Consider the following 25186-nt stretch of genomic DNA (forward strand, 5'->3'; position numbering starts at 1 on the left):
TTATGGCTTATCAATCGCAAGATATCATTCGTCGTTCCGCGACAAACAGTTTCACGCCCGCGCCTCAGGCGCGGGATCACCAGCAGGAAGTGGCGAAGCTTATCGACGTCACCACCTGTATCGGCTGTAAAGCCTGTCAGGTGGCCTGTTCAGAGTGGAACGACATCCGTGATGAGGTGGGTCACAACGTCGGGGTGTACGACAACCCCGCCGATCTGACCGCCAAATCCTGGACGGTGATGCGCTTCTCGGAAGTGGAGCAGAACGACAAACTGGAATGGCTGATCCGTAAAGACGGCTGTATGCACTGCGCCGATCCGGGCTGCCTGAAGGCCTGCCCGGCGGAAGGGGCAATCATTCAGTACGCCAACGGCATCGTCGATTTCCAGTCTGAGCAATGCATCGGCTGCGGCTACTGCATCGCCGGCTGCCCGTTCGACGTGCCGCGACTGAACCCGGAAGACAACCGCGTCTACAAATGTACGCTGTGCGTCGACCGCGTGAACGTCGGCCAGGAACCTGCGTGCGTGAAGACCTGCCCAACCGGCGCTATCCACTTTGGCTCCAAAGAGGATATGAAAACGCTGGCGGGCGAGCGCGTCGCCGAGCTGAAAACCCGCGGTTACGACAACGCAGGCCTGTACGATCCGGCTGGTGTTGGCGGTACGCACGTGATGTACGTGCTGCACCATGCCGACAAGCCGAATCTGTATCACGGCCTGCCGGAGAACCCGGAGATCAGCGCCACCGTGAAGTTCTGGAAAGGTATCTGGAAACCGCTGGCCGCCGTCGGTTTTGCTGCGACCTTCGCCGCGAGCATCTTCCACTACGTCGGTGTCGGTCCGAACCGCGCGGAAGAGGAAGACGACAACCTGCATGAAGAGAAAGACGAGGTGCGCAAATGAAAAGACGTGACACCATCGTGCGCTACACGGCGCCGGAACGTATCAACCACTGGGTCACCGCCTTCTGCTTCATGCTGGCGGCGATAAGCGGGCTGGGGTTCTTCTTCCCCTCCTTCAACTGGCTGATGCAGATCCTGGGTACGCCGCAGCTGGCGCGCATCCTGCACCCGTTCGTCGGGGTAGTGATGTTTGCCTCGTTCATCATCATGTTTTTCCGTTACTGGCACCACAACCTAATCAATCGGGATGATATCTTTTGGGCGAAGAATATTCGTAAGATCGTCGTCAACGAGGAAGTGGGTGATACCGGACGCTATAACTTCGGCCAGAAATGCGTATTCTGGGCGGCGATTATCTTCCTGGTGCTGCTGCTGGTAAGTGGCGTGATCATCTGGCGTCCGTATTTCGCGCCTGCTTTCTCAATCCCGGTGATCCGATTTGCGTTAATGCTGCATTCATTTGCCGCAGTGGCGTTAATTGTGGTTATCATGGTGCATATTTACGCCGCCCTCTGGGTGAAAGGCACCATTACCGCGATGGTGGAAGGCTGGGTAACCAAAACGTGGGCGAAGAAACATCACCCGCGCTGGTACCGAGAAGTCCGCAAGACAACGGAAAACAAAACTGAATGAGTATTCGCATAATCCCGCAAGATGAGCTGGGTTCGAGCGAGAAACGCACGGCGGAAGTGATTCCGCCGTTACTGTTCCCCAGACTGAAAAACCTCTACAACCGCCGCGCGGAACGCCTGCGTGAACTGGCTGAGAGCAATCCACTGGGCGACTATCTGCGCTTTGCGGCGCTGATCGCCCACGCCCAAGAAGTGGTGCTGTACGACCATCCACTGCAGATGGACCTGACCGCACGCATCAAAGAGGCGAACGTGCAGGGTAAACCGCCGCTGGATATCCACGTTCTGCCACGCGATAAGCACTGGCATAAACTGCTGCACTCGCTGATTGCCGAGCTGAAGCCGGAGATGAGCGGCCCGGCGCTGGCGGTGATCGAGAATCTCGAAAAAGCCTCTGAGCAGGAGCTGGAGCTGATGGCGAGCGCGCTGTTTGCCTCAGATTTTGCTTCGGTCAGCAGCGATAAAGCGCCGTTTATCTGGGCCGCCCTGTCGCTCTACTGGGCGCAAATGGCCAGCCTGATCCCCGGCAAGGCCCGCGCTGAATACGGTGAAGCACGCCAGTTCTGCCCGGTATGCGGTTCGATGCCGGTTTCCAGTATGGTGCAAATCGGTACCACTCAGGGGCTGCGCTATCTGCACTGCAACCTGTGTGAAACCGAGTGGCACGTGGTGCGCGTGAAATGTAGCAACTGCGAACAGACCCGCGATCTGCACTACTGGTCGCTGGAAAACGAACAGTCGGCGGTGAAAGCCGAAAGCTGCGGCGACTGCGGCACCTACCTGAAGATTTTGTATCAGGAAAAAGACCCGAAAGTGGAAGCGGTGGCCGACGATCTCGCCACGCTGGTACTGGACGCCAAAATGGAGCAGGAGGGCTTTGCCCGCAGCTCTATCAATCCGTTCCTGTTCCCGGGTGAAGGGGAGTAATTCCCTGTAATTAAGCCGGGCAGCGTAGGCTTGCCCGGCCTACAGTTGATAGGGTGAAACTACCCCTGCTATACCTGCAAAGTCTTTGGTATTGCGTGAAATTAACGGACAGTTTCTGCTCTGAGCTGTGGCCAGAATAATGGCATCTGGAAGTTTCATCCCATGCTTCTCGCGGAGCAATACACTTCTTTCAGCAATCTCACGCGTAATATCGATAATTTCGAAAGCGCCCATAACTGCAGCCGTTTTCGCCTCATGACCGTGCCTGCGCGCCCCAACCATGACTTCCATCCAGGTGATGAGGCTTATTGTCCGGTGCGACGCAGCACTTTCAATTGCATTTGCAGCCTCAACCCGGTTATTAAAGAGATCGATGAGAATATTGGTATCAAACACCGCCATGTGTTCCACTTTTACCACTCCTCACGTAGCTTACGTTCGTACTCCAGCCCGTCTTCTTGCTGGTTACCCCATAGACCCAGCGCATCACGAATGACCGAGACACTTTGTTGATCGAGATACTGCTCTATTGCTTCCCGTAATAATTCAGCGCGCGGCTGGTTCCGCAGCTGCTTAAGATTATCGAGCCGCTGAATAACGTCATCCGACAAATCGATCAGTATTCTGCCCATATCAATATTCACCGATAAACTCATATATCACTCCAGTATATCATCTATGGTTAATTTTCAGGCAAAATACACCTTATTAATTTGTGGTTAAAGCAAAATACGATGACAGAGAACGCTTTTGCGAGCCGCTTTCCAGATTCTTATCCTCACCACAATCCTCTGTTTTCATCTGTATAAAACCAGGCTATAAGGCTGTGTATTCATACAGGAAAAGGGACGCATCTATGGCACTGGTTACGGCGCTACGGCTCAAAACCACGGGTTTGTGGCAGCCTGCACAGCTGATTCTTATCTATCCTATGCTCGACGCAACGGCCTGTTTTGAAAGCTGCACCCGCAATGGTTCGGACTACGTGATTACCCGCGACACGCTACTCAGCGGTTACGACGAGCGGCAGCACCCTGAAGCCAGCCCACTGTGGCGGGACGATTTTTATGGCCTGCCGAAAACTCATATCATTACCGCCGAATATGATCCGTTACGCGACGAAGGCGAAGCCTTGCATCATAACCTGAACGATCAAGGCGTGAACTCTACCTGTCAACGCTGGTCTGGCGTGATTCACGGCTTCTTTCAGCTGGGTGGGGTTAGCCAGGCTGCCCGGGATGTTATTCAGGATATCGCATGGCGAGTGGGTGCTGTGGCAGCGAAAAGAGAATAAATTAAGAAATCCCATATTGATGATAAAGCAATTAAGATTTGCTCCCGCAAATTTAGCAAAGCAAAATAAATCGCCCAAGGCAGTGTGATAAAGGAAAAATAATCATCACACTCCCCTCTTACCATCATTATTAAATATTTAGTTTCTTTGATTAATGGATTACATCAATGAATAAAAGCTCTCTGGTAATTTTACTGGCCGCCTCTCTGACCAGTAGCCTGGCATTTGCAAATCATCACACCTTTTCTGTTGGCTTTGCGCACAGCGAGGCAACGGATTTTGACAGTCTGAACGGCGTAAACGTCCAGTATCGCTATGAATTCAATTCACCTGTCAGCCTTCTGGGATCGTTTTCCTGGATGAAGGCGAACTCTAAGCAGGATTATTTAGCGGCCAGCGATGTTGTTCATAATGATATAGACGTCGATTACTATTCTTTACTGGCAGGACCGGCGTACCGTATCAATGACTATATTTCTTTTTATGCCATCGGCGGCGTGGCATGGGTGAAAGCGTCCGGGAATACCCGCTGGGTCAATTACGGTAATAATGAGGTACATCACGGCGGTATTTCCGAGAAATCGGCCTCATTCGCCTGGGGAGTGGGAATGGTAATGAACCCGTTCGACAGCCTCTCGGTTAATATTGGCTATGAAGGCACAAAGGCCAGTATGGAGCGCGACTATTCCATTAATGGTTTTAACGTGGGCATGGGCTATCGTTTTTAAGCCAGCAGGCTGAAGCTCTGAACCTGAGAGTTACCCCTTTCACGGCGGGTAACTCTCAACCCCGAACGTTACTCTTCTTCGTTCCCGCCTTCTTCATACGCGCCAAACGGCTTCGCGGGCAACACGATATAGGTTCCTTCAAACAGCGCGCCAGCGGTGTCGTCACCAAACAACTCCACCAGCATCTGCACGCGCGCTTTGCGACCGCGGGCCAGGCGGTCGAGATCGCCGCTTAGTGAGCCCAGATCGGCCACGGCGCTCGGTTTTCCAGAGATAGGACGGCTGTAGCGGATATGGGCATCGGCCAGAATAATGGTGCCGCCCAGATGGCGCTCGCGCAGCATCAGCCAGATAAGCCCCCAGCCGGTCAGCGTCGCCAGCGAAAACAGGCTGCCGGCAAACAGGGTGTGGTGCGGGTTCTGGTTGCCGATCTCCGGCATGGTGGTGATAAATTTTTGTCCGGTGTACTGCTGAATGCGCACCCCCATCTTTTCGCTCAGGGGGATGTGCTGATACCAGGCCTGCTGCAGCTGACCGCACCAGTCGGCGCGATGCAGAATATCATCCAGCGAGGCGATGGGTTTGATCATCAAAAAATGACGAATCGGGGTGGTTTGCGGCGTGGTGATCTCGCCCTGGTTAATGAAACCCAGCTTGGCAAAAAACTCCACCGCGTCTTCGCGCGCGCTACAGGTGACGCGCTTCACGCCCTCCTGGCGGGCCACGGACTCGAGCGTCATCGCCATCAGCGTGCCAAGGCCTTTATCCTGCACGGAAGGGTGCACCGCCATAAAGCGGATTGAGGCTTCATTATCGGCATTGATATACAGCCTTCCTACGGCAACAAGGTTACCCTCTTCATCCATCACCATCTGGTGATGCGCCATCGCGTCCCAGGCATCGCGTTCCGACCCTTTCGGTTGATGTAATGGCTTACGCAACATCTCCCAGCGGAACTGGTAATAAAGCGCTAACTCTTCTTCCGTCTGCGGTACTCGAAGGTGATACATAGCTGTACTCTCTCTGGTTACCCGCGGCCTTACCGTCAGCTCACTCATATCTGGAGCCAGAAAGTGACAGGGCCATCATTGACCAGCGACACCTGCATATCCGCAGCGAATCGTCCGGTCTGTGTGTGCATCTCTTGCTGGCGGCAACGCTCCACAAAGTACTCATAAAGCGCTTCTGCCCGATCCGGCGCAGCCCCTTTAGAGAAGCCAGGACGCATGCCGCGCTCGGTATCTGCTGCCAGCGTAAACTGGGACACCACCAGCACGCTGCCACCCGCCTGCTGGACGTTAAGGTTCATTTTGCCATCCGCATCGCTGAAGATACGGTAACCTAATACCCGCTCGCATAAGCGGTTGGCTTTTTGCTCGTCGTCATCCCTTTCGACACCTAACAGGACTAAAAGTCCCGAACCAATTTCACCCGTCACTTCACCCTCCACGGTGACGCTGGCACGGGTTACGCGTTGAATTAATGCAATCATGGTTGGTCTGCTTCTCGTTGTTTTTCGGCTTCTGCTGCTTTTTTTAGCTCGCGGTATACCCCGAGAGTGACAGTAATTTCCGCGCCAAGCAAGACGATACACCACGTCCAGTAAACCCAGAGGAATAAAATGGGGATCACCGCCAGCACGCCATAAATCAGCTGGTAGGAGGGGAACATGGTGATGTAAAGCGCGAAGCCTTTCTTGCCCAGTTCGAACAACAGAGCGGCCACCAGCGCCCCCACCATCGCATCCCGGTTAGGGACACGCGTGGTAGGAACAATGCTGTAAAGCAACCAGAAAGCGAGCCAGGAGAGGAGCAGCGGAAAGATACGCAGCACATCATCAATCACGCTGTTAAGTTCGCTGGCCCAGCGTAACGAGAGCAGATAAGAGCTGATCGCCAGGCTGGCCCCGGCCAGCAATGGCCCCAGGGTCAGGATCATCCAGTAGACCGCGAAAGAGTAAACTTTGGGACGCGCGCGGGTACTGCGCCAGATAGAGTTCAACGCACTATCAATGGCATACATCAGCAACAGCGCGGTGACAATAAGTCCCACAGCCCCAACCGCGGTCATTTTGCTGGAGTTGGCGACAAACTGCTCAATGTAGTTCTGAATGACATCCCCGGTGGCAGGCATGAAGTTGGCAAACACAAAATGCCGCAGCTGCAGGCTGACATCCGAAAACATCGGAAAGGCGGCAAAAAGCGCAAAAATGACCGCCACCAGCGGCACCAGAGAGAGCAACGACACGTAGGCAAGGTTACCTGCCAGCGTCGTCATGTTGTCCTCATCGATACGGTGCCAGAGAAGTTTTAGCCACGCACGCAGCGGCCTGGTGTGGTGGCTGGCTTTTTGATGAACGGTTTTTAGCATAACTGCTTCGCAAAATAATCGGGTATCGTCTGTTTTCCGGTGATCAGGATTGAGGTGATACCCAACTGGTTAGCTCCCTCTATATTATCGCCGTTATCGTCAAAAAAGACGGCATCGGCGGCAGAGAATCCTTCGGCCTGCAGAACGGCCTGGTAGATGCGCGCTTCCGGCTTACGCATTCCCATCTCCTGGGAGAGATAGATTTTATCCGCTGCCGCCTTCACTTCGGGATACTCTTCCGGCCAGAAGGTGGTGTGCAGACGGTTGGTGTTAGAGAGCACCACCACCCGATGCCCCTGCTCGCGCAGTTTGTGCATGATGGCAATCACCTCAGAGCGGATGCCGACAAAGACAGCCTGCCAGCCGTGGGAAAATTGTTCGTAACTGAGCGGAAGATCCATCTCCTGGCAAAGCTTTTCGGCAAAAACCTCATCGGATATTTCACCGCGCTCATGCTGATGGAAAGCCTCGCCCATCGTAAAACTTTGCTTAAGCGTCGCCAGCGGTACGCGGCTGAAATCACTCCATGCGCCCAGCACGCGATTGAAGTCGATATCGACAATTACATTTCCTAAATCAAAGATATAGAGCATGTGTTTCTCCTTATTCGTCGTGAAAAGTAACTGTAGCGGGAAAGGAGATGTTTGGCTATGAAGCGCACGGCATGGCAGAAAAAGAAAAACCCCGCCAGAAGGCGGGGTTTTAGAAAACGCAGAGAAGAAAATTAATCTTCTTTTGAACCGCGCATTGCGCGTTTACGGTCGTTTTCGGTCAGGTGACGTTTACGGATACGAACAGACTGTGGAGTCACTTCTACCAGTTCGTCGTCATCGATGAATTCCAGAGCCTGCTCCAGGGTCATCTTAACCGGTGGAACCAGAACCGTTGCTTCGTCAGTACCGGACGCACGCATGTTGGTCAGTTTCTTACCGGTCAGGCAGTTTACAGTCAGGTCGTTAGAACGGCTGTGAATACCAATGATCTGGCCTTCATAGACTTCTGCACCGTGACCCAGGAACAGCTTACCGCGATCCTGCAGGCTGAACAGGGCGAACGCAACCGCTTTACCCTGACCGTTGGAGATCAGAACGCCGTTGTTACGCTGACCTACTTCACCCGGACGAACGTCGTCGTAGTGGCTGAAGGTGGAGTACAGCAGACCGGTACCAGAGGTCATGGTCATGAACTCAGAACGGAAGCCGATCAGACCACGGCTTGGGATCACGTAGTCGAGACGTACGCGGCCTTTGCCATCTGGATTCATGTTTTTCAGGTCGCCTTTACGCTCACCCAGAGCCTGCATCACAGAACCCTGGTGCTGCTCTTCAACGTCCAGCGTCACGTTCTCGAATGGCTCTTGTTTACGGCCATCGATTTCACGGAAGATAACTTTCGGACGGGAAACCGCCATCTCGAAACCTTCACGACGCATGTTTTCGATCAGAACAGACAGGTGCAGCTCACCACGACCAGAAACGCGGAATGCATCAGCGTCTTCGGTCTCTTCAACGCGCAGCGCAACGTTATGCACCAGCTCTTTGTTCAGGCGGTCAAGGATCTGACGGGAGGTAACGAACTTACCTTCTTTACCACAGAACGGAGAGGTGTTGACGTTGAAGAACATGGTTACAGTCGGCTCATCAACGGACAGCGCTGGCAGCGCTTCTACATTCTGCGGGTCGCAGATTGTGTCAGAGATGTTCAGCTCGCCCAGACCGGTGATAGCGATGATGTCGCCAGCTTCCGCAATGTCGCTCTCGATACGCTCAAGGCCCAGGTGAGTCAGCACTTTACCGACTTTACCGTTACGGGTTTTGCCTTCGCTATCAATGATAGTGACCTGCTGGTTTGGCTTCACTTTACCGCGCTTGATACGACCAATGCCGATTACACCAACATAGTTGTTGTAGTCCAGCTGAGAGATCTGCATCTGCAGGGTACCGTCGAGATCAACGTTTGGCGCCGGAACATGATCAACAATCGCCTGGTACAGCGGGGTCATGTCTTCAGCCATGTCTTCGTGGTCCAGACCGGCGATACCGTTCAGCGCAGACGCATAAACGATCGGGAAGTCCAGCTGTTCGTCGGTCGCATCCAGGTTAACGAACAGGTCGAAGACCTGATCAACAACCCAGTCAGGACGCGCGCCAGGGCGGTCAACTTTGTTAATTACCACGATTGGCTTCAGGCCATGGGCGAATGCTTTTTTGGTTACGAAGCGCGTCTGCGGCATTGGGCCGTCAAATGCGTCAACCACCAGCAGCACGGAATCCACCATGGACATCACGCGCTCAACTTCACCACCGAAGTCGGCGTGCCCTGGGGTATCAACGATATTGATACGGTAGTCATTCCATTTGATCGCGGTGTTTTTAGCGAGGATGGTAATCCCACGCTCTTTCTCCAAATCGTTGGAGTCCATCACGCGTTCTTGAGTTTCGGCACGCGCATCGAACGTACCGGATTGCTGCAGCAGCTTATCAACCAGGGTAGTTTTACCATGGTCAACGTGCGCGATGATGGCGATATTACGCAGATTTTCGATCACAACTTTGCCTCAGGCATTAGAAATAGCGCGTTATTGTACACGGATTAATCGCACTACAAAACAGGATCACAAACATCCCCCGCAAACAAGTATTGCAGAGATGCTTTGTGATCGCTTTCACGGAGCGGTAAAAGGGCGCTTTAACGTAAATTGCACCAATATGGTGCTTAATGTTCACATTGAAGCACTATACTGGTGCAACAAAACCACCGTGGTGCAGCCCTTTTGCACTATGGTGCGCATGATAACGCCTTTTTGGGGTGTTTTAAAAGTTGGCACAGATTTCGCTTTATAAAAAATACGGCAGCAAAAGGCACTCAAGCCAGCCTTACACAGAATTTGAAGACCTCGTTACCACGACGACAATGACCAATCTGGAGAGTTAAGTATGTCCGCTGAACACGTTTTGACGATGCTGAACGAACATGAAGTGAAGTTTATCGATCTGCGCTTCACCGACACCAAAGGTAAAGAACAGCACGTCACTATTCCTGCTCATCAGGTAAATGCCGAATTCTTTGAAGAAGGCAAAATGTTTGACGGCTCCTCGATTGGTGGCTGGAAAGGTATCAACGAATCCGACATGGTACTGATGCCTGACGCATCTACCGCGCTCATTGACCCGTTCTTCGAAGAATCTACCCTGATCATCCGTTGCGACATCCTCGAGCCAGGCACCCTGCAGGGCTACGACCGCGACCCACGCTCTATCGCTAAACGCGCTGAAGAGTACCTGCGCTCCACCGGCATCGCAGACACCGTTCTGTTCGGGCCAGAGCCAGAGTTCTTCCTGTTCGACGACATCCGTTTTGGTGCGACCACTTCAGGTTCTCACGTTGCTATCGATGATATCGAAGGCGCATGGAACTCCTCCACCAAATACGAAGGCGGTAACAAAGGTCACCGTCCAGCCGTTAAAGGCGGTTACTTCCCGGTCCCACCGGTTGACTCTTCACAGGACATCCGTTCTACCATGTGTCTGATCATGGAAGAGATGGGCCTGGTTGTTGAAGCACATCACCATGAAGTTGCAACTGCTGGCCAGAACGAAATCGCCACCCGTTTCAACACCATGACCAAAAAAGCGGACGAAATTCAGATCTACAAATACGTTGTTCACAACGTTGCGCACCGCTTCGGTAAAACCGCGACCTTCATGCCAAAACCAATGTTTGGTGACAACGGTTCCGGTATGCACTGCCACATGTCCCTGTCCAAGAACGGTACTAACCTGTTCGCTGGCGACAAATATGCGGGTCTGTCCGAGCAGGCACTGCACTACATCGGTGGTGTTATTAAACACGCTAAAGCGATCAACGCCCTGGCGAACCCAACCACTAACTCCTACAAGCGTCTGGTCCCAGGCTACGAAGCGCCAGTTATGCTGGCCTACTCTGCCCGTAACCGTTCTGCTTCTATCCGTATCCCGGTGGTTTCATCTCCGAAAGCACGTCGTATCGAAGTACGCTTCCCGGATCCAGCGGCTAACCCATACCTGTGCTTCGCAGCACTGCTGATGGCAGGCCTGGACGGTATCAAGAACAAGATCCACCCGGGCGAAGCGATGGACAAAAACCTGTACGACCTGCCGCCAGAAGAAGCGAAAGAGATCCCACAGGTTGCAGGTTCTCTGGAAGAAGCACTGAACGCACTGGATGCTGACCGTGAGTTCCTGACCGCTGGCGGCGTATTCACCGACGAAGCGATCGATGCTTACATCGCGCTGCGTATGGAAGAGAACGACCGCGTTCGCATGACTCCGCACCCGGTTGAGTTCGAACTGTACTACAGCGTCTAATCTTCAATCCCTGTCGCGCGGCCTTTTCCGCGCGAGATTGATAGCCGTTTTTTTGTTGCCGTGGAAACTTTTCAGCCCATCTTCGGATGGGCTTTTTTCACCGTCAACAAGCTGATCTCACGCGTTTTTTACCGCGAAAACGCTATACTGCACTAAAACAGTGCAAACAACTCCAGGAGACTGCTGAATGGCAACTGGCACGCTGCCCGATGCTGGGCAGATCCTCAATTCTCTTATCAACAGCATTTTACTGGTCGATGACGATCTGGCGGTACATTACGCCAATCCCGCGGCCCAGCAGTTACTGGCGCAAAGTTCTCGCAAACTGTTTGGCGCGCCGCTGCCCGAGCTGTTGAGTTATTTTTCCCTGAACATCGGCCTGATGCAGGAGAGCCTCCAGGCGGGGCAAGGTTTTACCGATAACGAAGTCACGCTGGTGATCGACGGACGCTCGCATATCCTGTCGCTGACCGCCCAGCGGCTGCCGGAAGGACTCATTTTGCTGGAGATGGCGCCAATGGATAACCAGCGCCGCCTGAGCCAGGAGCAGCTTCAGCACGCCCAGCAGATTGCCGCCCGCGATCTGGTGCGTGGCCTCGCCCATGAGATTAAAAACCCACTCGGCGGCCTGCGCGGTGCGGCGCAGCTGCTCACCAAAGCCCTGCCCGACCCGGCGCTGGCGGAATATACCAACGTTATTATTGAACAGGCCGATCGCCTGCGTAACCTGGTGGATCGCCTGCTGGGGCCGCAGCAACCCGGGATGCACGTCACCGAGAGCATTCACAAAGTGGCCGAGCGCGTCGTCAAACTGGTGTCGATGGAGCTGCCGGATAACGTTAGGCTGATTCGGGATTACGATCCCAGCCTGCCGGAACTGCCGCACGATCCTGACCAGGTTGAACAGGTTTTACTGAATATCGTGCGTAATGCTCTGCAGGCACTGGGTGCGGAAGGTGGCGAAATTATTCTGCGCACCCGCACCGCGTTTCAGTTGACGCTGCACGGCACGCGCTACCGTCTGGCGGCACGCATCGACGTGGAAGATAACGGCCCGGGCATCCCTTCCCATTTACAGGACACGCTGTTTTACCCGATGGTCAGCGGCCGTGAAGGCGGGACCGGGCTTGGCTTATCGATTGCCCGTAATTTGATAGATCAGCATTCCGGCAAAATTGAATTTACCAGTTGGCCGGGTCATACCGAGTTTTCGGTTTACCTGCCAATCAGGAAATAGAGGGTTAGGTTATGCAACGAGGGATAGTCTGGGTAGTTGATGACGATAGCTCCATCCGCTGGGTGCTTGAACGGGCGCTTACCGGAGCAGGTTTAAGCTGCACCGCTTTTGAAAGTGGCGCTGAGGTGCTTGACGCCCTCACCACCAAAACCCCGGATGTGCTGCTTTCCGATATCCGTATGCCGGGGATGGACGGCCTGGCGCTGTTAAAACAGATCAAACAGCGCCACCCGATGCTACCGGTCATCATAATGACCGCCCACTCCGATCTGGATGCGGCCGTCAGCGCCTACCAGCAGGGTGCGTTCGATTATCTGCCAAAGCCGTTTGATATTGACGAAGCGGTGGCGCTGGTTGAACGCGCCATTAGCCATTATCAGGAACAGCAGCAGCCGCGTAACGCCCCGGTTTTCGGCCCCACGACAGATATCATTGGCGAAGCGCCGGCGATGCAGGATGTATTTCGCATCATTGGCCGTCTGTCGCGCTCCTCCATCAGCGTCCTGATTAACGGCGAGTCAGGCACCGGGAAAGAGCTGGTCGCGCACGCCCTGCATCGCCACAGCCCGCGCGTCAAAGCCCCCTTTATCGCCCTGAATATGGCGGCCATCCCTAAGGATTTGATTGAATCCGAGCTGTTCGGTCATGAAAAAGGGGCCTTTACCGGCGCCAACACCATCCGTCAGGGTCGCTTTGAGCAGGCCGACGGCGGGACGCTGTTTCTGGATGAGATCGGCGATATGCCTCTCGACGTTCAGACTCGTCTGCTGCGCGTGCTGGCGGACGGTCAGTTTTACCGCGTGGGCGGCTATGCGCCGGTTAAAGTGGATGTGCGTATTATCGCCGCCACCCACCAGAACCTGGAGCAGCGCGTTCAGGAGGGCAAATTCCGTGAGGATCTTTTCCACCGTCTGAATGTTATTCGCGTACATCTGCCGCCGCTGCGCGAGCGTCGCGAAGATATTCCGCGTCTGGCGCGTCATTTCCTGCAGGATGCCGCCCGCGAACTGGGGGTGGAAGCCAAACTGCTGCACCCGGAAACCGAAGCAGCGCTGACGCGTCTGGCCTGGCCGGGTAACGTGCGGCAGCTGGAAAATACCTGCCGCTGGCTGACGGTGATGGCCGCTGGCCAGGAAGTTTTGATTCAGGATCTGCCGCCAGAGCTTTTCGAAACCCATGTGCCGGAAAGCAGCACCGGTCAGAGTCTGCCCGACAGCTGGGCGACGCTGCTGGCGCAATGGGCCGATCGCGCGCTGCGTTCCGGTCATCAAAACCTGCTCTCCGAGGCACAGCCCGAAATGGAACGCACGCTGCTCACCACCGCGCTGCGCCATACCCAGGGCCATAAGCAGGAGGCGGCACGCTTGCTGGGCTGGGGTCGCAATACTCTGACACGTAAGTTAAAAGAGCTCGGGATGGAGTGATATTTTCCCATAGTGTAAAGCGCATTAATCAAACGCAAATTGCTGCTATTTTGCGCTTTACTGTTCCAGTGAGTTGAGTATGATCTCGCCCGGAAAATGGGGGGCATTATGCTGGAATCAATCGTGAATATGTTGTCTGGCGGAGCAGTCGAAAGCCATACGCCGCAAACGGCAGTTGCAGCAGTGTTGTGTGCGGCACTGGTTGGGTTGTTTAGCTAGAGGGGTTCGCCGGGTGGCGGTTTCGCCTTACCCGGCCTACTCTCGAACGCCTTAAATCACGCGCGAGAACTGCTGCATCCGCGCTTTCTGGCGCAGATACGCGTCAAAGCACATACAGATATTACGAATCAACAGGCGCCCCTTCGGCGTAACCTCAATCGCACTCTCCGTCACATCCACCAGCCCGTCTTTCGCCAGCGGCGCCAGCAGCTTCATGTCCTCAACAAAGTAATCGCTGAACACGAGATCCCACTGCGCTTCTACCGCGTTAAAATCGAGACGGAAGTTACAGATCAGCGCTTTTATCACGTCCCGACGAATACAGTCGTCGCGGGTTAACGCGATGCCGCGCCACAGGGCGTTGCCGCTCTCATCCACCTGCTGATAATAGAGCTTCAGCTCTTTCTGGTTCTGCGCGTAGCAATCGCCAATCATGCTGATGGCCGATACCCCCATCCCCAGCAGATCCGTATCGCCCTGGGTGGTATAACCCTGGAAGTTACGGTGCAGCACACCTTCGCGCTGGGCAATAGCCAGCTCGTCATCCGGGCGGGCAAAGTGATCCATGCCGATAAACTGGTAGCCGGTCTCGGTTAACGAGGAGATGGTTTCCTGCAGGATATCCAGCTTTTGTTGCGCGGAAGGCAGGTCGGCATCCTTGATTTTGCGTTGAGCAGCAAACAGCGTCGGCAGATGCGCGTAGTTAAAGACGCTCAGGCGATCCGGGTTCAGCTCCGCCACGCGCTTCAGCGTGAAGGCAAAGCTCTCCGGCGTTTGCTTTGGCAGGCCATAAATCAGATCGATATTCGTGGAGGTGAAGCCGATCTCCCGGGCATGATTTAACAGAGCGAAGATGAAGGCTTCATTCTGTTCGCGGTTGACCAGGCGCTGGACCTCTTTGTTGAAGTCCTGCACACCCATACTCAGGCGGTTAAAACCTTCGGCACGCAAATGATCCAGCACATCCAGCTCGATTTCGCGTGGGTCCACTTCGATAGAGATTTCTGCATTCGCATTGAAATGGAAGTTACCCCGCAGCAGAGTCATCAGGCGGCTGATTTGCGCTTTATTCAGATACGTTGGCGTACCGCCGCCCCAGTGGAGCTGGCTGACGTGACGACCGGCAAACTGCGGGGCACGATGCAGGATTTCCTGCTCAAGCGCATCCAGATATTGATCTGCCTTATGCTGCTGACGGGTCACAATTTTGTTGCAGCCACAGAAATAGCAGAGCTTATGACAGAACGGGATATGAACATACAGAGAGAGCGGGCGGTCAGGATAACGCGCTACCGCCTGCTGAAACTGGGTTTGACCGAATGCGTCGGAAAATTCCAGCGCAGTGGGATAAGAGGTATAACGCGGCCCGGAATAGTTATATTTCTGGATCAGGGCCAGATCCCAGTCGATGGTTGGTACAGACATGCTCACTCCTTCCGTTGGTGTCGCGTTCGTATACGGCGGCCCGTTCTGACCCCTGTGCGGGTCATGAATCGGGTGCGCAGCCACTTCTGTCGCCGCGACAACCGCCGTAGTTTAACGAATAACCACACCAGATAACATATAACCGGAAGGGTTATAAGCAGGACGATAGTACCTGCCGGGTGCAAATGTTAGTTTCCACCTTTCAACAGGCGCATCATATCTTCCTGTTTCTCTTCTTCTTCCTCTTCGTCTTCATCATCATAGGAGAGACCAAGCTGCTGCATCAGCTCATCGATACGATCCAGTTTGGCGTCAACCCAGGATTGCTCTTCAGCGTTCAGGGCTTCACCCTCTTCAAGACGTTCCAGCAGCGCATCCAGGCGCTCATCATTTTCCAGTAAATCCAGCTCAGCCTGCGGTGAAAGCATAGGTTTCTCGCTCTTCGGTTTGTGCTGCCTGGTGACCGGGGTATCAGTCACGCCTAATGGAACAGGTTTTTTACTGCCGATACGCGGGTCTTTCTGCTGCTTATTATTCGCAGACGCGCCCGAAGCACCGCCACTCGCGCGGCTACCCGCAGCATGACCACGATGCTTTTTATCGCGTTTGCGATCGCGCGCTTCCTGATTCAGTTCTTCGCGCGTTTTGCGGCGTGCTTTTGCTGGACGTTTAGCGCCGGCAGCGGAGGTCGGTTTTTTCATGATATTTTGTCTTTAAGCCGTTTTCTTGAGTATAGAATTGCGGCGAAATCTAGCAGAAAGCAAGCAAAGAAAAAAGGCGACAGAGCAATCTGTCGCCTTTTTTCCTGACTCAAAACCCGTTACGGGTCTGACAATCCCTGTTTGCTGACAACTAACCCTGTCTTTCCTTTAGCCGGTACCGTCCGTGATAGGTTCCTTTTCCCTTTTAAACGCCTCCTGGCGTACGTCTTCCTGACTTTCCTGTGTCTTCGCCTCCTGGCGCTCCTGACCCTTGTCCTTAAGTCCGATTCCTCTCGGCATCCTCGCCGTTGAAAGCTACTTTACCGTGTCCGGCTGAACGAACAAGCCACAAAAGCCCTTCATCTGTGACTTTCAGACTAAGACTAAAGGTTAATGTTTTGATTTTACTGGTTTTGAATTTTTAATGCCCTGCGATTTTTCTTAAATCTCCCATAGCACGAATGGCAGATCTCTCACAAACCCAAGGGTTTTTACTTACAGCCGGATTGCCGATGAGAAAAGCCTTTTCTCTTTGTTCAGGTATAATCCCTCCAACGTTACGAATTTCTGGAGACAACCACGTGACCAACCTGAATTATCACCAGACGCATTTTATCCTCAGTGCGCCTGATATTCGCCATTTACCCGCCGATACGGGTCTTGAAGTGGCATTTGCTGGCCGGTCTAACGCGGGGAAATCCAGCGCTCTGAATACCCTGACCAATCAGAAAAGCCTGGCACGTACCTCTAAAACGCCTGGCCGTACGCAGCTGATTAACCTGTTCGAAGTCGCTCCAGGTAAACGCCTGGTTGACCTGCCAGGTTACGGCTATGCAGAAGTTCCGGAAGAGATGAAGCTTAAGTGGCAGCGTGCCCTGGGTGAATATCTGGAAAAACGTCTGTGCCTGAAGGGTCTGGTCGTCCTGATGGATATCCGCCATCCGCTTAAAGATCTCGATCAGCAGATGATCCACTGGGCCGTAGAAAGCGGGATCCAGGTGCTGGTTCTGCTCACGAAAGCCGACAAGCTGGCCAGCGGCGCGCGTAAAGCGCAGGTGAATATGGTGCGTGAAGCGGTGCTGGCATTTAATGGCGACATCCAGGTAGAGGCGTTTTCTTCACTGAAGAAGCAAGGTGTGGATAAGCTGCGTGAGAAGCTGGATATCTGGTACAGCGAGCTGGAACCCGCCTCAGAAGCGGATGAGTAAAGATGAGCGCGGCGATGTCCGCGCTTTTTTTGCGCAGTTTTTTCTTTGCCGCAATAAAAAACGCCCCAGTCATTACTGACTGGGGCGGCTAAAATATTCAGCCAAATCCGATTACGTGAAGTAAAAGGTCTGAAAGATAGAACATCTTACCTCTGTACCCTACGTGGATAACTCTACCCTTTTTTAGTCTACAGACAAAGCACTTTTTGTAGTTTTTTTTCATTCTTTACATAGGGAATTCTAATGATCATCACAAAACGTTCATGGTTATGTTGCTTACTTACAAAAACAGTAGATATGCCATAAACACTTAGTGAGCTTGATCCCAGTTTTCTCCGTGTCCGACTTCCACCAGCAACGGCACATCCAGCTCCATGCTGTTCTCCATCAGTTCGTGGATCTTTTTCGAGACAGCCTCCAGATCGTCTTTATGCACTTCAAACACTAGTTCATCGTGTACCTGCATGATCATCCTCACCCGCGGCTGCTCTTTCTCCAGCCAGGCGTCAACGGCGATCATTGCACGTTTAATGATGTCCGCAGCCGTTCCCTGCATTGGGGCGTTGATCGCGGCGCGCTCGGCACCGGCTCGGCGGGCTGCGTTGCTGGATTTGATGTCCGGCAGATAGAGGCGGCGTCCGTCCAGGGTCTCGACATAGCCTTTTTCTTTCGCCTGAGCGCGCGTATTTTCCATATATTGCAGAACGCCCGGATAGCGCTCGAAATAGAGGTCCATATACTTCTGCGACTCTTTACGCGGGATGTTGAGCTGACGGGAGAGGCCAAAGGCGCTCATGCCGTAGATCAGACCAAAGTTGATCGCTTTAGCGCTGCGGCGCTGCTCGCCGGTGACGCTCTCCAGCGGCATCCCAAACACTTCAGCCGCCGTTGCCCGGTGAATATCCTGTCCTTCAGCAAAGGCGGTCAACAGCCCTTTATCCCGGGACAGGTGCGCCATAATTCGTAGTTCGATCTGGGAATAGTCAGCAGAAACAATGACGTAATCCTCTGGCGCAATAAATGCCTGACGAATACGGCGCCCTTCTTCATTACGCACCGGTATGTTTTGCAGGTTAGGGTCAGTTGAAGACAGGCGCCCGGTGGCCGCCACAGCCTGATGATAGGAGGTATGAACGCGGCCAGTCTTCGGGTTGATCATCAGCGGCAGCTTATCGGTGTAGGTTGATTTCAGCTTTGCCAGCCCACGGTACTGAAGGATCACTTTTGGCAGAGGGTAGTCCAGCGCCAGCTCCTCAAGCACCTCTTCAGAGGTGGACGGCGCGCCGCCAGGCGTTTTCTTCAACGGCTTAATACCCTGTTTTTCAAACAGGATAGTCTGCAGCTGTTTGGTAGACGAGAGGTTAAACGGCTCTCCGGCGATCTCATGCGCTTTTTGTTCCAGCTCATGCAGGCGCAAGGCGATCTCTTCTGAGTGCTTGTGCAACACGGCAGGATCGATCTTAACGCCATTGCGCTCAATACGGGACAGCACCGGCACCAGCGGCATCTCAATATTCTGGAACACGTTCAGCGGCCCGGCGTGTTTTTCGAGCTTAGGCCACATCTTTAAATGCAGTTGCAGGGTGACGTCAGCATCTTCTGCCGCATAGCGGCCGGCTTCTTCCAGCGCAATCTGGTTAAAGGTCAGCTGATTCTTGCCCTTCCCTGCGATCTCTTCAAAGGTGATAGTTTTATGCTTCAGCCAGCGATCGGAGAGCGAATCCATATCGTGACGACCAGCTACGCTGTCGAGGATATAAGACTCCAGCATGGTATCAAACGCAATGCCACGCAGCTCAATGCCGTAGTTTTGCAGGATACCGCGATCGAACTTGAGATTTTGCCCGACCTTAAGCGCTTTTTCGTCTTCCAGGATCGGCTTCAGCAGTTCGAGCACGCGTTCACGCGTTAGCTGCTCAGGCGCATCCAGATAGTCGTGGGCAACCGGCACATAGGCGGCTAAGCCCGGTTCTGTGGCGAATGAGAGCCCCACCATATTGGCGGAGATATTATCGAGGCTGTCGGTTTCGGTATCAAAAGCAAATACCGGCGCCTGCTGTAGCTTTTCAATCCACCGTTGCAGCTGCGCTTCATCAAGGATGGTTTCGTAATGCTCAGAAGAGAGTGCGCTGGCTGCTTCTTCCAGTGGTTCTTCTGCTTCAATTACCAGGGTTTCTTTTGGCTTAGCCGCTGGTTTAACCCCTTTCGCCTGCAGCCATTTCCCCGCTTCGACATCGGTTGTCCAGCGTTTGAACTCATATTGCTTAAACAGGCTCAACAGCTCTTCGGCGGCGGGCTGCTGCACTGCCAGCTGTTCGCAGGTCAGGTCCAGTTCAACGTCTGTTTTGATGGTCGCCAGCTGATAAGAGAGGTATGCCACCTCTTTGTTTTGCTCAAGCTTAGCGGCCATCGTTTTTGCACCGCGGAAGGTCAACCCGGCGATTTTATCCTGCTCGCTATATAGCGTATCCAGCCCGCCCAGACCTTGCAGCAGTGCCTGGGCTGTCTTCTCACCAACGCCCGGCACACCGGGAATGTTATCGGAGGAGTCGCCCATCAACGCAAGGAAGTCGATGATCAGTTCCGGCGGCACGCCATATTTAGCCACCACCTCTTCCGGCCCGAGAATGGTATTGGTCATGGTGTTAATCAGGGTGATCCCCGGCGTGACCAACTGAGCCATGTCTTTATCACCGGTGCTAATCAGTACCGGACGGCCCATCTTCTCGGCTTCCCGCGCCAGCGTACCGATAACGTCGTCAGCTTCTACGCCCGAGACGGCCATTAAAGGTAGTCCCATCGCTTTTACCATCTTATGCAGAGGTTCAATCTGCGCACGCAGATCGTCCGGCATCGGCGGTCGATGAGATTTGTAATGCTCGAACAGTTCATCCCGGAAAGTTTTGCCTTTCGCATCGAAGACCACTGCGGCATGGCTTGGCTGATACTGCATGATCAAACTACGCAGCATGTTCAGCACGCCATACATAGCGCCAGTAGGTTCTCCCGCGCTGTTGGTCAGCGGAGGAAATGCGTGGTACGCCCGATAGAGATAAGACGAACCGTCGACGAGAATAAGCGGATTTTCGGGGATCTGAACCATAATGTCCGTGCCTTTAAGTAATTTATGGATAAAGGATGCCACATAAGGATGAAAACATCAGTTTTTCACGGCCAATACAGCCAAAGATTTTGCGATCCTCTGGATCGCTCGCAAATTAAATCTGTGGATAAGTTTGTGAGTAGTTTCTGCCGCCTGGACTAAATGTGCTTTACGACGATCGCACTGATAATTATTTCACTTAACAATCAAACACTTGTAGTTTGATTGCGATCTCATATTTTCGATTGATGACAATTTACTCCATGTGGATATAAGCCAGGCAGGATCGGCGACACAGAATTTTTCTCCACTGCGCAGGCAAATCACCCTTTCCGCCAAGTTAAAGCGCCATCCTTTGGCCATTTTCTGGTAAAATCAGCGCCCGGTGCCTGTTTATCAGGCGCTAATCATAGCTAATCACCTGAAAACACTCATCATGTCTAGACTGCTGGCTGCGACCACCCTACTGCTAAGTATCGCATTAACTATTCTGGTCACTATCGCCTGTTCTGTGCCAATCATCATTGCCGGAATAATTAAACTGCTGTTACCGATCCCCTTCGTCTGGCGCGCCGTATCTGCATTCTGTAACGTTATGATGTATTGCTGGTGTGAAGGCCTGGCGATACTTCTGCGTCTTAATCCCCATCTGAAGTGGGATGTTCAGGGACTCGAAGGATTCAACAAGAAAAACTGGTATTTGCTCATCTGTAACCACCATAGCTGGGCCGATATCGTGGTGTTATGCGTGCTGTTCCGCAAACACATTCCGATGAATAAGTACTTCCTTAAGCAGCAGCTTGCCTGGGTACCCTTTATTGGGCTGGCCTGTTGGGCTCTGGATATGCCTTTCATGAAGCGCTATTCGCGCAGCTATCTGATACGCCATCCTGAACGTCGCGGCAAAGACGTTGAAACCACACGCCGCTCCTGCGAGAAGTTTCGCGCGCACCCCACCACCATCGTCAATTTTGTTGAAGGTTCTCGTTTTACCGAAGAGAAAAAGCAGCAAACCCGCTCATTGTACAACAACCTGCTGCCGCCAAAAGCGGCTGGGATCGCCATGGCACTTAACGTACTGGGCCAACAGTTCGATAAATTACTGGATGTGACGCTGTGTTATCCACAGAACGATAAGACACCGTTTTACGATATGCTCAGTGGCAAGTTAACCCGGATTGTGGTGCGTATTAATCTGGTGCCTGTGGCTGAAGAGTTACATGGGGATTATGTTAACGATAAGAACTTTAAGCGACGTTTCCAGCTCTGGCTGAATTCGTTGTGGACAGAGAAAGACACTTTAATCGACTGCATTAAAGCCCAATACAACAACGCCGGTCACTGACCGGCGTTTTCTTTATTACTTCTTCTCAACCAGATATTTCACGGTATCGGCATACTGCTGCACGAAGATATCCATGCTGCTGGTATCCATACCCTGCATATTCAGCTGGTATTTGCCATTAACGTACATGGCAGGAACGCCACGCAGTTGCAGGTCAGCAGCCGCTTTTTCCTGCTGCGCCACCAGGGATTTCACGACAAAGCTATTCCAGGCTGCATCGTATTCTTCACCTTTAATGCCTGCATCAACAAATACCTTACGGATATCGGCAGTTGTTTGTACGGTCTGGGTTTTCTGAACGGCTTCAAACATCGGCGCAGTAATTTTGTCTTCCACGCCCAGGGCCATAGCGACAGCCCACGCCTGCGTTAAGTCTTTGCCCAGCGGGCCAAGGAACTCAACGTGATACTTGGTCATTTTGGTGCCTTCCGGCAGCTTTTTCTTCACGTTATCGGAAACATGCAGAACCTGCTCGAACTCATAGCAGTGCGGGCAATAGAATGAGAAGAACTCCAGAACCTGAGGTTCTCCGGCGACAGGTTTGTCGAGGGTAATATACTGTTTACCGTCGGTGAACTGTGCAGCCGAAGCGCTAAATGCCAGAATCATACCTGCCAGCGCCAGCCATATTTTTTTCATGATCAACTCTCTCCTGGGTGTGTTCGATTAATACATTGGCGTTAATTGCATAGGTGGTTCCTGCAGAACCTTTACCTGCTCAATAAATGTGGATATCTGGTTACGCCAGTAATCTTCCCCGATAAGCCACGGGAAATTTTTGGGAAACGCGGGGTCGTCCCAACGCCTGATTAACCATGCAAGATAATAAACAAAACGCATGGCGCGTAAAGGTTCGATCAATGCAATTTCGTCTGAATTAAAGGGACTGAACTCTTCATAAGCTTCGATAATCGTCTCAAGTTGCATTCGCTGCTCGGCTTTATCGCCATTCAGCAGCATCCAGAGATCCTGAATCGCAGGTCCCATTCTCGCATCATCGAGATCAACAAATAATGGCCCGTCACGCCAGAGGATATTCCCGGCATGGCAATCACCGTGCAGGCGCAGCGTTTTTACGTTGTTATCCCAGCGCGCGATGACGGCGCTAATTAAACAATCCGTTGCGGCAAGAAAGTCGGCTTTCAGACCTGAAGGAATAAGCGTGGATGCTTCAAACACCTGACGCGGTTCGAGGAGATATTCCTGTATGCCGATGGTGGGACGCGAAGTAAAGGCGTGTTTCTTACCTGTCTGATGAATGCGTCCTAAATAACGGGCAACCCATTCCATCTGATCAATATTATCAGCTTCAAATTGCCGACCACCGAGGCTGGGAAATACAGCAAAATAAAATCCCTGGTGCGACAGGAGTGTCTGACCATTGAATTTAAGCGGTGCGGCAACGGGAACATCATCGGCTACCAGATCGAGCGCGAACTGATGCTCTTCCTGAATCTGCTCGGCTGACCAACGCTGCGGGCGATAAAATTTCACAACAAGGCGCTGACGATCCTCATCCTGAAACTGATAGACACGGTTTTCATAGCTGTTTAGTGGAGTCAGACCTGAATCCACCCGGATGCCCTGCTCAAACAGAGCATCCATAATGGTATCCGGGTGTAAGGTCTGGAAAGTAAAGGCCTGGTCGTTCATCCGATCATCCGGAAATTATACGAATGATTGAGGATATCATTTAACGGCAATGACGGTGGCGCCTCTTACAAGCTTTTACTCTTTAATTACGCCGCGTGCGCGCAGTAGTGCCGTTTTGAAATCTTCTTCATAGTCTTTCTGAATGCCAGGGATCACGGCATCTTTGCCGGAGTCGCGCATTTTCAGGTGATAGATCAGGATGTCATCAGAAAGGTCGGCCAGTTCGCCTTCATAACCTGACTCCTGCGCCAGTTTCTGTAAGAATTGCACCAGATTAAGTTCTGGCTCTTTTTGCCAGGCTGGCTGGAGAAGTTCAATAACTTCATTCAGACGTTTACATTTCATGGTAATACTCCTTTCATTTAGAGTGACACGTTAGCAGGGTCAATCCCACAATAAAAGAGGCGATATTGTTGAGCCAGATAAGCACGATCACGGGTGTGGTATTAGCCGGTGGCAAGGCATCCCGTATGGGGGGAATCGATAAGGGTCTGCAGATGCTGAACGGCGTACCTCTGTGGCAGCACGTTGCACAAATGCTAAGTAAACAAGTGAGTTCTCTCGTTGTCAGTGCCAACAAGAATATGGGCGTTTATCAGGAAAGCGGATACCCCATTTACTCTGATCTGCTGGCTGAATACCCGGGGCCGCTGGCTGGCATGCTTTCCGTTATGCAGCAGTGCGATGCCGAGTGGTTTCTGTTTTGCCCCTGCGATACACCCTTTATCCCTGATTGCCTGACTGAGCGGTTTGTTAAGCACAGGGAAGCGGCAGCCGTTGTCTGGGCGCATGACGGCGAACGCGACCATCCAACGATTGCGTTAATGAACCGCCAGCTTATACCGGAGTTACAAAACTATTTAGCTGCGGGCGAGCGCCGGGTGATGGTCTTTATGCGGCAGGCGGGCGGGCATTCTGTTGATTTTAGCGATATGAAACAGTCGTTTATTAACATAAATACCCTCGAACAGATAAACACTATGCAGAGGCAGCAATGATACCTGTTTTAGCGATCGCCGCGTGGAGCGGTACGGGGAAAACCACCCTTTTGAAAGCTATGATCCCGGTACTGTGTGACAGAGGTGTGCGCCCCGGTCTTATCAAGCATACCCACCACAATATGGATGTCGATATTCCCGGTAAGGACAGTTATGAACTGCGTAAAGCCGGCGCGGCGCAAACCCTTGTCGCCAGCAGCCAACGTTGGGCCTTGATGACCGAGACACCTGAAGAAAAAGACGTTGATCTGACTTACCTCATCAGCCGGATGGATCATTCGACGCTGGATCTGGTTCTGGTAGAAGGGTTTAAGCATGAGCCTGTGGCAAAGATCCTGCTATTTCGCAGCGAGACAGGGCATGAAATTAATGAATTAACGCTTGATGAGCATGTTATCGCGGTGGCCAGTGACATTTCCCTGTCGCTTCAGGTACCGGTATTAGATATCAATGATGCGGAGGGGATCGTGGATTTCATTCAGGACTGGATGAAGACTTCGTAGACCGGGCAAGCGCAGCGTCGCCCGGCGCGCTTTCCGGCGCCGCAACGCAAAAAGCCCGTCCTTGCGGACGGGCTTTCGGCTTGTTTGATGCCTGGCAGTTCCCTACTCTCGCATGGGGAGACCCCACACTACCATCGGCGCTACGGCGTTTCACTTCTGAGTTCGGCAT

General features: G+C 52.9%; 25 protein-coding genes and 1 pseudogene. 13 read left to right on the forward strand and 13 right to left on the reverse strand.

Going from position 1 to position 25186, the window contains the following annotated elements; genetic code table 11:
- The first annotated feature begins 2 nt into the window (after positions 1-2).
- Genes fdxH through fdhE form a run of 3 tightly spaced genes read left to right on the forward strand, consistent with a single transcriptional unit; the run spans position 3 to position 2463 of the window.
- Positions 3-905 carry a formate dehydrogenase subunit beta gene (gene fdxH / locus MXM41_RS21230; RefSeq protein WP_325934222.1) on the forward strand — a complete coding sequence of 301 codons (903 nt, stop codon included), beginning with the start codon at positions 3-5 and terminating at the stop codon, positions 903-905.
- Positions 902-1537: a formate dehydrogenase cytochrome b556 subunit gene (gene fdoI, locus MXM41_RS21235; protein WP_103825280.1), complete on the forward strand. Its 636-nt coding sequence runs from the start codon at positions 902-904 to the stop codon at positions 1535-1537. The genes fdxH and fdoI overlap by 4 nt, the downstream gene beginning before the upstream one ends.
- Positions 1534-2463: a formate dehydrogenase accessory protein FdhE gene (gene fdhE, locus MXM41_RS21240; RefSeq protein ID WP_325934223.1), complete on the forward strand. Its 930-nt coding sequence runs from the start codon at positions 1534-1536 to the stop codon at positions 2461-2463. The genes fdoI and fdhE overlap by 4 nt, the downstream gene beginning before the upstream one ends.
- 39 nt (positions 2464-2502) lie before the next feature.
- Here the strand turns inward: fdhE and MXM41_RS21245 are convergent, their stop codons facing one another.
- Positions 2503-2874, reverse strand: a complete 372-nt coding sequence (locus MXM41_RS21245; RefSeq protein ID WP_325934225.1) for a type II toxin-antitoxin system VapC family toxin — start codon at positions 2872-2874, stop codon at positions 2503-2505.
- 2 nt (positions 2875-2876) lie between these two features.
- On the reverse strand, positions 2877-3119 hold the full coding sequence (locus MXM41_RS21250; RefSeq protein ID WP_220435040.1) for a ribbon-helix-helix protein, CopG family: 243 nt from the start codon (positions 3117-3119) through the stop codon (positions 2877-2879).
- A gap of 200 nt (positions 3120-3319) precedes the next feature.
- On the opposite strand from MXM41_RS21250, the pseudogene MXM41_RS21255 reads away from it, so the two are divergent.
- Positions 3320-3757 (forward strand): annotated as a pseudogene (locus MXM41_RS21255) (alpha/beta hydrolase fold domain-containing protein); the annotation flags it as partial.
- 167 nt (positions 3758-3924) lie between these two features.
- Positions 3925-4485 (forward strand): Ail/Lom family outer membrane beta-barrel protein, encoded by a 561-nt coding sequence (locus MXM41_RS21260; protein ID WP_325934233.1) that lies wholly within the window; start codon positions 3925-3927, stop codon positions 4483-4485.
- A 68-nt stretch (positions 4486-4553) separates the two neighbouring features.
- Here the strand turns inward: MXM41_RS21260 and fabY are convergent, their stop codons facing one another.
- From fabY to typA, 5 genes are all read right to left on the reverse strand, one after another.
- Positions 4554-5495: a fatty acid biosynthesis protein FabY gene (fabY, locus tag MXM41_RS21265; RefSeq protein ID WP_325934234.1), complete on the reverse strand. Its 942-nt coding sequence runs from the start codon at positions 5493-5495 to the stop codon at positions 4554-4556.
- 44 nt (positions 5496-5539) lie between these two features.
- Positions 5540-5977: a D-aminoacyl-tRNA deacylase gene (gene dtd / locus MXM41_RS21270; protein WP_325934235.1), complete on the reverse strand. Its 438-nt coding sequence runs from the start codon at positions 5975-5977 to the stop codon at positions 5540-5542.
- On the reverse strand, positions 5974-6855 hold the full coding sequence (locus MXM41_RS21275; RefSeq protein ID WP_325934236.1) for a virulence factor BrkB family protein: 882 nt from the start codon (positions 6853-6855) through the stop codon (positions 5974-5976). The genes dtd and MXM41_RS21275 overlap by 4 nt, the downstream gene beginning before the upstream one ends.
- Entirely contained in the window at positions 6849-7448 is a 600-nt protein-coding gene (gene yihX, locus MXM41_RS21280; protein WP_325934237.1) for a glucose-1-phosphatase, read from the reverse strand. The genes MXM41_RS21275 and yihX overlap by 7 nt, the downstream gene beginning before the upstream one ends.
- A 131-nt stretch (positions 7449-7579) precedes the next feature.
- Positions 7580-9403 carry a ribosome-dependent GTPase TypA gene (typA, locus tag MXM41_RS21285; protein WP_325934238.1) on the reverse strand — a complete coding sequence of 608 codons (1824 nt, stop codon included), beginning with the start codon at positions 9401-9403 and terminating at the stop codon, positions 7580-7582.
- A gap of 388 nt (positions 9404-9791) precedes the next feature.
- On the opposite strand from typA, the gene glnA reads away from it, so the two are divergent.
- From glnA to MXM41_RS21305, 4 genes are all read left to right on the forward strand, one after another.
- The gene (glnA, locus tag MXM41_RS21290) at positions 9792-11201 is read left to right on the forward strand and encodes a glutamate--ammonia ligase (RefSeq protein WP_325934239.1); all 1410 of its coding nucleotides are present in this window, start codon (positions 9792-9794) and stop codon (positions 11199-11201) included.
- 187 nt (positions 11202-11388) lie between these two features.
- Positions 11389-12438 carry a nitrogen regulation protein NR(II) gene (gene glnL, locus MXM41_RS21295; protein WP_325934240.1) on the forward strand — a complete coding sequence of 350 codons (1050 nt, stop codon included), beginning with the start codon at positions 11389-11391 and terminating at the stop codon, positions 12436-12438.
- Between the two features lie 11 nt (positions 12439-12449).
- Positions 12450-13862: a nitrogen regulation protein NR(I) gene (gene glnG / locus MXM41_RS21300; protein WP_325934241.1), complete on the forward strand. Its 1413-nt coding sequence runs from the start codon at positions 12450-12452 to the stop codon at positions 13860-13862.
- 108 nt (positions 13863-13970) lie between these two features.
- Positions 13971-14081, forward strand: a complete 111-nt coding sequence (locus MXM41_RS21305) for a YshB family small membrane protein (RefSeq protein ID WP_325934242.1) — start codon at positions 13971-13973, stop codon at positions 14079-14081.
- Between the two features lie 51 nt (positions 14082-14132).
- Here the strand turns inward: MXM41_RS21305 and hemN are convergent, their stop codons facing one another.
- Positions 14133-15506, reverse strand: a complete 1374-nt coding sequence (gene hemN, locus MXM41_RS21310; protein WP_325934243.1) for an oxygen-independent coproporphyrinogen III oxidase — start codon at positions 15504-15506, stop codon at positions 14133-14135.
- A gap of 188 nt (positions 15507-15694) precedes the next feature.
- Positions 15695-16207 carry a Der GTPase-activating protein YihI gene (gene yihI / locus MXM41_RS21315; RefSeq protein ID WP_325934244.1) on the reverse strand — a complete coding sequence of 171 codons (513 nt, stop codon included), beginning with the start codon at positions 16205-16207 and terminating at the stop codon, positions 15695-15697.
- A 581-nt stretch (positions 16208-16788) separates the two neighbouring features.
- Here yihI and yihA point away from each other — a divergent pair.
- Positions 16789-17415 carry a ribosome biogenesis GTP-binding protein YihA/YsxC gene (gene yihA / locus MXM41_RS21320; protein WP_325934245.1) on the forward strand — a complete coding sequence of 209 codons (627 nt, stop codon included), beginning with the start codon at positions 16789-16791 and terminating at the stop codon, positions 17413-17415.
- Positions 17416-17725: 310 nt separating this feature from the next.
- On the opposite strand, the gene polA is transcribed toward yihA, so the two are convergent.
- Complete coding sequence (polA, locus tag MXM41_RS21325) at positions 17726-20518, reverse strand: DNA polymerase I (protein WP_325934246.1); 2793 nt, start codon at positions 20516-20518, stop codon at positions 17726-17728.
- Positions 20519-20954: 436 nt separating this feature from the next.
- Between polA and MXM41_RS21330 the strand changes: the two genes are divergently transcribed.
- A complete protein-coding gene (locus tag MXM41_RS21330) occupies positions 20955-21863 on the forward strand; it encodes an acyltransferase (protein ID WP_325934247.1) in 909 nt (302 codons plus the stop codon).
- A gap of 15 nt (positions 21864-21878) precedes the next feature.
- Here MXM41_RS21330 and dsbA read toward each other — a convergent pair whose 3' ends face one another.
- The 3 genes from dsbA to MXM41_RS21345 all read right to left on the reverse strand — a co-directional run bounded on the left by dsbA (position 21879) and on the right by MXM41_RS21345 (position 23861).
- A complete protein-coding gene (gene dsbA / locus MXM41_RS21335; RefSeq protein ID WP_325934248.1) occupies positions 21879-22502 on the reverse strand; it encodes a thiol:disulfide interchange protein DsbA in 624 nt (207 codons plus the stop codon).
- 27 nt (positions 22503-22529) lie between these two features.
- On the reverse strand, positions 22530-23516 hold the full coding sequence (locus MXM41_RS21340) for a serine/threonine protein kinase (protein WP_325934249.1): 987 nt from the start codon (positions 23514-23516) through the stop codon (positions 22530-22532).
- Between the two features lie 75 nt (positions 23517-23591).
- Positions 23592-23861: a YihD family protein gene (locus MXM41_RS21345; RefSeq protein WP_039032193.1), complete on the reverse strand. Its 270-nt coding sequence runs from the start codon at positions 23859-23861 to the stop codon at positions 23592-23594.
- A gap of 68 nt (positions 23862-23929) precedes the next feature.
- On the opposite strand from MXM41_RS21345, the gene mobA reads away from it, so the two are divergent.
- The gene (mobA, locus tag MXM41_RS21350) at positions 23930-24514 is read left to right on the forward strand and encodes a molybdenum cofactor guanylyltransferase MobA (RefSeq protein WP_325934251.1); all 585 of its coding nucleotides are present in this window, start codon (positions 23930-23932) and stop codon (positions 24512-24514) included.
- Entirely contained in the window at positions 24511-25017 is a 507-nt protein-coding gene (mobB, locus tag MXM41_RS21355; RefSeq protein ID WP_325934252.1) for a molybdopterin-guanine dinucleotide biosynthesis protein MobB, read from the forward strand. Before mobA ends, mobB begins: the two co-directional genes overlap by 4 nt.
- Positions 25018-25186 lie beyond the last annotated feature (169 nt).

The sequence above is a fragment of the Leclercia adecarboxylata genome (assembly GCF_035787115.1).
GTDB classification, from domain to species: Bacteria; Pseudomonadota; Gammaproteobacteria; order Enterobacterales; family Enterobacteriaceae; genus Enterobacter; species Enterobacter adecarboxylatus_E.